The 7,293-nt window shown below is 45.4% G+C and carries 9 protein-coding genes; 6 read left to right on the top strand and 3 right to left on the bottom strand.

From position 1 onward, the window contains the following. Positions 1-169: 169 nt before the first annotated feature. The 5 genes from NDA06_RS25905 (at position 170) to NDA06_RS25885 (ending at position 4,487) form a co-directional block, all read left to right on the top strand. Positions 170-739, top strand: coding sequence for a hypothetical protein (locus tag NDA06_RS25905; RefSeq protein WP_190987168.1), 570 nt, complete (start codon positions 170-172; stop codon positions 737-739). Positions 740-851: 112 nt separating this feature from the next. Beyond that, entirely contained in the window at positions 852-2,087 is a 1,236-nt protein-coding gene (locus NDA06_RS25900) for an LL-diaminopimelate aminotransferase (protein ID WP_190987169.1), read from the top strand. 166 nt (positions 2,088-2,253) lie between these two features. Further along, on the top strand, positions 2,254-2,796 hold the full coding sequence (locus NDA06_RS25895) for a Uma2 family endonuclease (RefSeq protein WP_190987170.1): 543 nt from the start codon (positions 2,254-2,256) through the stop codon (positions 2,794-2,796). Between the two features lie 92 nt (positions 2,797-2,888). Then, complete coding sequence (locus NDA06_RS25890; RefSeq protein ID WP_190987171.1) at positions 2,889-3,452, top strand: Uma2 family endonuclease; 564 nt, start codon at positions 2,889-2,891, stop codon at positions 3,450-3,452. Positions 3,453-3,672: 220 nt separating this feature from the next. Beyond that, positions 3,673-4,487 (top strand): IS5 family transposase gene (locus NDA06_RS25885; protein ID WP_190987173.1). Its coding sequence is split into 2 segments (ribosomal slippage): positions 3,673-4,039 and positions 4,039-4,487, totalling 816 coding nucleotides; the frame shifts between segments, so codons are not numbered across the junction. A 22-nt stretch (positions 4,488-4,509) separates the two neighbouring features. On the opposite strand, the gene NDA06_RS25880 is transcribed toward NDA06_RS25885, so the two are convergent. Together NDA06_RS25880 and NDA06_RS25875 are read right to left on the bottom strand one after the other, a co-directional pair. Further along, positions 4,510-5,115 carry an EcsC family protein gene (locus NDA06_RS25880; protein WP_190987172.1) on the bottom strand — a complete coding sequence of 202 codons (606 nt, stop codon included), beginning with the start codon at positions 5,113-5,115 and terminating at the stop codon, positions 4,510-4,512. Positions 5,116-5,363: 248 nt separating this feature from the next. Beyond that, complete coding sequence (locus NDA06_RS25875; protein ID WP_190412337.1) at positions 5,364-5,927, bottom strand: Uma2 family endonuclease; 564 nt, start codon at positions 5,925-5,927, stop codon at positions 5,364-5,366. 249 nt (positions 5,928-6,176) lie between these two features. Between NDA06_RS25875 and NDA06_RS25870 the strand changes: the two genes are divergently transcribed. Continuing rightward, positions 6,177-6,746 (top strand): HdeD family acid-resistance protein, encoded by a 570-nt coding sequence (locus tag NDA06_RS25870; protein ID WP_190536333.1) that lies wholly within the window; start codon positions 6,177-6,179, stop codon positions 6,744-6,746. A 137-nt stretch (positions 6,747-6,883) separates the two neighbouring features. Here NDA06_RS25870 and NDA06_RS25865 read toward each other — a convergent pair whose 3' ends face one another. Further along, on the bottom strand, positions 6,884-7,102 hold the full coding sequence (locus tag NDA06_RS25865) for a hypothetical protein (RefSeq protein WP_190434334.1): 219 nt from the start codon (positions 7,100-7,102) through the stop codon (positions 6,884-6,886). Between the last annotated feature and the right edge of the window lie 191 nt (positions 7,103-7,293).

The raw sequence follows: 7,293 nt of genomic DNA, 5'->3' as shown, positions 1-7,293 counted from the left end.
ATAGAGGCTTATCGGGACTGGAAAAGTTTAGTAAAGTATGTCAAAAATGTGCTAAAAAAAGTCGGAACCGAATATGTAATTAATTTTGCTTAAGCACTTATAGGAATCGATTTCTTCCTGTCACGCAGCCTCAAAGTCGGCAATTGAACATTTTGGGTAGGAAAAACTGATGCTAGTAACGATGGAACTGCGCTGGTTTTATCACGGCATAATCCCCACACAGATTGAACATTGGTTTAATCAAGAGAGCCTCAGTGGACAGATAAAGTCACCAGAAGACCGAGAAGACTGGTATTTATACTTACCTAACTGTGATTACCTGGGTATCAAACTGCGGCAAGGAAAGCTGGAAATCAAGTGGCGTCAAGCCGAATTAGAAGTGCTGCGTTTTGGGGATTTGGTGCAGGGGAAGGCAGAGAAATGGGCAAAGTGGACGTGTGAAGATCCCACTTCAAAATGCTTTATTCCCGCAGAGGTAGCGGGAAAAGAGTCGTGGATGAGTGTGAAGAAGGAGCGATCGCAGCGTGTTTACCAAGACTGTGCTGTTGAACTCACTCAGCTAAATATTAATGGCAAGGATTCGTGGAGTCTGGCTTTTGAAGCTACAGGCGAAGATGACAAGCTCATGGATAATCTTCAAGCGGTAGCCAGCCAAGTATTCCAAACTTACCCAGGTTCAAAGTTGCAAGGTAAGGATTCTTTTGCTTATCCTAGTTGGCTGTCTGTAGTTTGGGAGTGACGCTAGGGCACTGACCCAATCTATAATCTTTGTTCACTTAACAGGATTAACCGTGGAATCGTAACGCGACGATTGGCAGTAAGCTATTTTACGGCGTTCGTGGCGATTCAACATGGCAACGATTAACGATAACTACCTCAAACTCAAAGCTGGCTACCTGTTTCCCGAAATTGCGCGGCGGGTGAATGCCTTCGCAGAGGCAAATGCTGACGCAAAAATTATTCGCCTGGGAATTGGCGATGTCACGGAACCCCTACCGGAAGCGTGTCGCACGGCGATGATTAAAGCCGTTGAAGATATGGGTGATCGCGGTTCCTTCAAAGGCTATGGCCCAGAACAGGGTTATGCTTGGTTGCGCGAGAAAATTGCCTCACACGACTTCCAAGCGCGGGGATGCGAAGTTGATGCTTCCGAAATCTTCATCTCCGACGGTTCTAAGTGCGACACAGGTAACATTCTCGATATCTTCGGCGATGATAACGCGATCGCTGTCACCGATCCGGTTTATCCCGTCTATGTAGACACCAACGTGATGGCGGGACACACTGGCGCTGCTAACGATAAAGGCGAGTTTGGCGGCTTGGTGTATATACCCATCACCGCAGAGAACAACTTCACCGCTGAGATTCCTTCGCAGAAAGTTGACTTAATTTATCTCTGCTTCCCCAATAATCCTACGGGAGCAACCGCCACCAAGGAACACCTGAAAGCGTGGGTGGATTATGCAAAAGCTCATGGCTCGATCATTTTCTTCGATGCGGCTTACGAAGCATTTATAACCGATCCAGAGCTTCCCCATTCAATTTACGAAATTGAAGGTGCAAGAGATTGTGCGATCGAGTTTCGCTCGTTTTCCAAAAATGCAGGCTTTACCGGAACCCGCTGTGCGTTGACGGTTGTGCCGAAAACGCTTAAAGCCAAAGCCGCCGATGGTTCCGATGTGGAACTGTGGAAGCTGTGGAACCGCCGCCAGTCTACCAAGTTTAATGGCGTGTCCTACATCGTGCAACGCGGAGCAGAGGCGGTTTACTCCGAGGAAGGACAAGCGCAAACGAAGGCGCTAGTTAGCTTCTACATGGAAAACGCCAAAATTATCCGCGAACAACTGACAGCAGCCGGATTAGCGGTGTATGGCGGCGTAAATGCGCCTTACGTCTGGGTGAAGACGCCCAATGGTTTATCGAGTTGGGATTTCTTCGATAAGTTGCTGCAAACCTGCAATGTTGTCGGAACTCCTGGTTCTGGTTTCGGTGCTGCGGGTGAGGGATACTTCCGCATATCGGCATTTAATAGCCGGGAAAATGTGAATGAGGCGATGAAACGGATTACCGAGAAGTTTAAAGTGTAGGCAAGAGAAGCCGCGCTTGTGGGGCATAAGTTACGCGATCGCTTTTGAGCATCAATTCTCGCTGCCTTGGTTAAACTCAATCTATAAGTCTCAAAGGTTGCGGTGGGCAATACCTATCGCAACCCTAGCTTTAACCGCTAAGTAACAAGCAATCTTACGAATCTTGATGGCTACCACTACCCAACGGCTCACACTGCAAGACTTCCTGAAGCTGCCGAATATTGAGGAGTCGCCAGCTTGGGAGTTAATGGACGGACAAATAAATCAAAAATCTATGCCCACAGCTTTCCACAGCATCTTGCAGAAACGGCTGACGGCTGCAATTGACCAAGCGGATTCACCCTATGAAGCTTTTCCAGAGCTACGCTGCATCTTAAGTAGTAATTCTGTTGTTCCTGATATTACCGTTATTCACCAAGACCGAGTCCCTTCTGAGAATATCGCTGTTGAAGGTGCGCCTGATTGGATGATTGAGATTCTCTCACCCGATCAAAGCACCACTAAATTGATTGCTAAAATTCAAACTTGCCTGCAAGAAGGAACTCAATTAGGGTGGCTTATCGATCCGACAGAACGAGTGATTATTGTGCTGTGGTCAGATGCTCGGATGGCATTGCTGAGAGATAGCGATCGCTTGCCTGTCCCCCAAGATATCCCATTAGAATTGACAGTTGAGCAAGTATTTGGCTGGTTACGGCGGATAAGTTGAGGATAGGTAACGATCAGTCTCAATGGTTTTGGTAGGTAAGGCTCACCCTGCGTAGCTATATTTGGATTCAGCATAAATGGGAGTAACCTCAAATGGTACAAACACCCGCTAAACCTCTTACTTTAGAAGAGTTTTTGGCTCTACCAGAAACTGAACCCGCCAGCGAGTACGTTGATAGTCAGATTATTCAAAAGCCAATGCCGCAGGGAGAACATAGTACCCTCCAAGGTGAACTAATTATTGCTGTTAATGCTGTTGTTAAGCCCCAAAAACTTGCACGAGCATTTCCAGAACTGCGGTGTACGTTTGGTGGACGGTCAATCGTACCAGATGTAGCAGTATTTACCTGGGAGAGAATTCCCCGCAAGGAAAATGGCGGTGTAGCAAATGTATTTCAAGTAGCTCCTGATTGGATAATTGAAATCTTATCTCCTGACCAAAGTGCTACGAAAGTCACAAAAAAAATTCTGCATTCTCTCAAACACGAAACACAAATAGGGTGGCTGATTGACCCAAACGAACAGACTATATTTGTTTATCAACCCAAGCAAGAGCCAGAGGTGTTTGACCAGCCAGAACAGCAGCTTCCCGTCCCTTCATTTGCTAGCGAACTCCGCTTGACGGTAGGCGAAATATTTGGCTGGTTGTTAGAATAACTGATTATGGGAGTCTATTCTATAGACTACTGCCGTATTTCAAAATTTCACAGTTGGAAAATGTAGAAGGGGCAATGAAGGGAATTACAGAATAATTTAGCCCCAAGCGTGCTCGTTATCTGTCCAATGTTAGAGCTGATTTATAAAGAGAATCTAAAAAGCTTCTGGATTCGCCTTAGGCAGATTTTAGGCTAGATCAGGTTGAATAGTTGCACTCATGATGACTCGCCTGCCTGAAATAGCCAATCCCCAACGAAAACCATATCCCAGCGATTTGAGTGATGCCGAGTGGGAGATATTGAAACGGCTGTTGCCCAAACCCAAAGGCTTTGGTCATCCGGTGGAAGTCAATTTTAGAGAAATTCTCAATGGCATTTTCTATGTACAACGCACCGGATGCCAATGGGAAATGTTGCCCCATGACCTGCCTCCCTACAGCACCGTGTACGGTTACTTTCACAAATGGCAACGCAAAGGTATCTGGCAACTTCTTCACGACCAAGTGCGCCAGGAACTGCGAACGCAATTAGGTCGAGAGGAACACTCTACCGTTGCGATTGCCGATTCTCAATCCGTCAAAACGACGGAAAAAAGGGGGAGGTCTACGGTTTTGATGGTGGCAAGAAGGTTAAAGGACGTAAGCGCCATATCGTCGTGGACTCTCAAGGCTTATTGATTGGAGTATTAGTAACCGAAGCGAACGCCTCAGAACGATTAGGGGCGGTGGTTGTGCTGGATGAAGCCAAGGAAAAATTGTCCAAATTAGAAGTAATTTGGGTCGAGCGGGGCTATTCTGGCAAGAACTTTGCCAATGCTGTTGAGCAGGTATGTGGAGATGGGGTGCGAGTGGAAGTGCTCGCACGAAACTCCCAGACGTTTGAGCAGTTGCCCAAGCGGTGGATTGTGGAGCGGACTTTCGGATGGCTGAACCGATTTCGGCGCTTGAGCAAGGATTATGAGGCGTATTCAGAAGTGAGCGAAGCGATGATTTATGGTTCCTTAATCCGTCTGATGGTTCGGCGATTAGCGGCTTAAGATTTACTTTACAAATCAGCTCTTAGCAAAATACTCTCTTGGCACTTTGCCCACAAGCATTAACAAATCCCGCGTCAAAAGTAGCTCCGACAATTCCGCCAATTATAGGTACGAATTTCATAAGGTTAATCACTCCCTTCTCTCCAGCTTTTGTAATTAACCGGAATCCAACTTTTTTGTTAATTTCAATTAGAACTTTTCCAGGAATCTGATTAATTATATTTTTAGCAACTTTAGTTCCTATCGCGATACCTGCTGTACGTAGAACTTCTTCTCCAGCTTCCCCGATCAAAGATAGCAGTACCATAGTCCTTACTTGATCCGAGTTGATATCGTACCCACGAAGTTTTGCAATTGCAGCAGCAGTATTTGCTCCTAATGCATAAGATATCGCTAAACTAGCTGGGATACTTAATGGTAATGTAGCAATTCCTCCTAAGTCAGTTATAAATCCTGTTCCAGCAGCAGAAGTAGTACGCCATGCAATTACAGAGTTAATTGCATCTTCTACACTACTAGCTTTTGCTAAGTGATTTTGTGCTACTTGTTCTGCGGAAGGAAGAAAACCGAAGCCTTTAATTCCAATATTGGCAATCCATTGCAGGAGCTGCTCTATTTCTGAATTCATACTATTTTTATTTTTGAGTTAATTCTTGTTGCACATAGTGTATTTTAAATGTAAACTCTTAGACCACCGTAATATTACCGAGGTTGATTTCTTGATAACTGGTCAACATTCATAATTCATAGAAAAGGAAGGCAAACAGCGGACTCTCACAATATTCAAGTGGATGCCGATGTTATGCAGTGAGTCTTGAATGGAGTTAGCGGCAAGTTCGATAAGTGCGAGCGCTTCCGCACGACAAACCTAACCGTTTAACTTCTCATTCTTAACCAGTCAAAAATTTGCTCTGCGGTCAATTCCAGGTCAATGCCGTCTAAAACAGCTAAGCGATCGCTTCCTTGACATAATTCTGGTTGTTGGTTAGGTAGGAAAATTAGTACAGAGCGATCGCTCGGATCGATTAGCCATCCAAGCCGGGAACCATGCTTGAGACAGTGCAAAATATTACCCGTTACTCGATTTGAACTTTGTTCTGGAGATAAAATCTCAATCGTCCAATCTGGAGCAATTAATACATCATCTACAGGTTCGCCGTCATCATCAAATTCAATTCGGTTCCAGCGAAGAACGGCAATATCAGGAACAACTGACCGTCCTCCAAATGTACACCGTAGTTCCGGAAAAGCATAGGCAATCCGCTGTTCCTCAACAACGTCATTGATTGTACCCGTCAACTTTCCCTGAACCCTGGAGTGGCGAGTTTTAGGCATTGGTTTCTGAATCACCTCACCATTGATATACTCTTTGGCAGGCTTGGTCTCTGGGAGTTTCAAAAACTCTTCTAAGGTGAGGGATTTAGAGGGTATTTGTACCATTGCGGCAGCCTCCAAGAGCAGAATCAGACAAGCTTTACCTTTTATTCTAGGTTTCCCATCAAGTCTAAAGTACCAGAGGAGCCAGAATAAGCGATCGCTCCCACAAATTCATGGAAAAATGCGATCGGAAACTATATCAGGAGGTAGAGCTTGGCGTTGCAGGATGGTCTACCTTAAGGTTCTACCCAGTTCTGGAGAAATTTTCTAGCCTGAACCTATAGCCCACTCGTGCATAGAAAAAAAATTTGTATGACAACCGACGTTTCTACTGACATCAACAAGAACAAAGGTATTAATGGATCGCTCTTGACGGGCGCTCTTTTGATTATTCTGGGGATAGTTGCGATCGCTGTACCGAATGTCTCGACAATTGTCGCTGAGACTTGGATTGCTTTGATCTTAGCGAGTGCGGGAGCGACCAAGGCGGTCTATGCCTTTCAAACTCGCGAGCAAGGAGGTTTCATTTGGAAACTCCTGTTGAGCGCCCTCTACATTGCTACAGGCGTGATGCTATTTTTCTACCCCTTAACAGGTGTCCTGACGCTGACTCTGTTGCTAGGTAGCTTTTTGCTGACCGAAGGTGTATTTAACCTGATCCTGGCATTCCGGGTGCGTCCGCAACAGAATTGGACATGGGTGCTGACAGACGGCATCATTACGCTGGTGTTGGGCGCAATGATTTGGTTCCAGTGGCCCTTCAATGCCCCTTGGTTAATTGGAACCCTGGTGGGTGCCAGCGTTCTGTCCACGGGAGTTTCTCGCGTGATGCTATCGCTAAATAAGCGTTCTGCCTTGAATGAGTCTAACCAAGCTGCTTAAGCCTAAAGCGCTGTGGTCTGGTGTAAGGTGGGTAATGTCTTAAGAAAATTGCCCGCAAGTTCCCTAGAAGCGATCGCATCCTGATGGCGATCGCTTTTATCTCAGGAAAAGTGCGATCGCGTCCTTAATTAAAATAATTACTCAAGCGAATCCTGATACAAAGTTTGCAATAAATTTTCTAACTTCTCTTCAGGACAGCACTCAATCAACGCTTCAAAAACTTCTAACAATTTTGCAGCACTTTCTCCCAAAGTGGGACTCAATCCCCAAACATCTTGTACCCAATCTTTAGGACGTTCATCTTCAAAAATTAAGCGTTCTAGAAGTTGCTTTGATTCTGTCTTGGAGGTAGGCATCGGGTTTCGCTGATGGGTAAAAATATCATCAAAATCTCTCCATCATTAAACAGCATATAAGTGATTTGCTCGCCCTCATACAGCAGATTGCAAGTTCATGAAGTACAGTAGCAGCAGTTTGTGAACCAGTTGCGTAGGTGTTTTGGATTGACTAAATCAAGTGCAGTAGCAAGCAAAGTATCAACCATTTT

This window comes from Trichocoleus sp. ST-U1, assembly GCF_039961835.1.
GTDB lineage: Bacteria > Cyanobacteriota > Cyanobacteriia > Cyanobacteriales > FACHB-T130 > FACHB-T130.
Note: the sequence above shows the minus strand (reverse complement) of the source record. Positions and strands in the feature narration are given on the sequence as shown.

Coding starts and splice junctions, on each gene's coding strand:
- NDA06_RS25905 (WP_190987168.1), top strand. CDS start 170: ATGCTAGTAACGATGGAACTGCGCTGGTTTTATCACGGCATAATCCCC.
- NDA06_RS25900 (WP_190987169.1), top strand. CDS start 852: ATGGCAACGATTAACGATAACTACCTCAAACTCAAAGCTGGCTACCTG.
- NDA06_RS25895 (WP_190987170.1), top strand. CDS start 2,254: ATGGCTACCACTACCCAACGGCTCACACTGCAAGACTTCCTGAAGCTG.
- NDA06_RS25890 (WP_190987171.1), top strand. CDS start 2,889: ATGGTACAAACACCCGCTAAACCTCTTACTTTAGAAGAGTTTTTGGCT.
- NDA06_RS25880 (WP_190987172.1), bottom strand. CDS start 5,115: ATGAATTCAGAAATAGAGCAGCTCCTGCAATGGATTGCCAATATTGGA.
- NDA06_RS25875 (WP_190412337.1), bottom strand. CDS start 5,927: ATGGTACAAATACCCTCTAAATCCCTCACCTTAGAAGAGTTTTTGAAA.
- NDA06_RS25870 (WP_190536333.1), top strand. CDS start 6,177: ATGACAACCGACGTTTCTACTGACATCAACAAGAACAAAGGTATTAAT.
- NDA06_RS25865 (WP_190434334.1), bottom strand. CDS start 7,102: ATGCCTACCTCCAAGACAGAATCAAAGCAACTTCTAGAACGCTTAATT.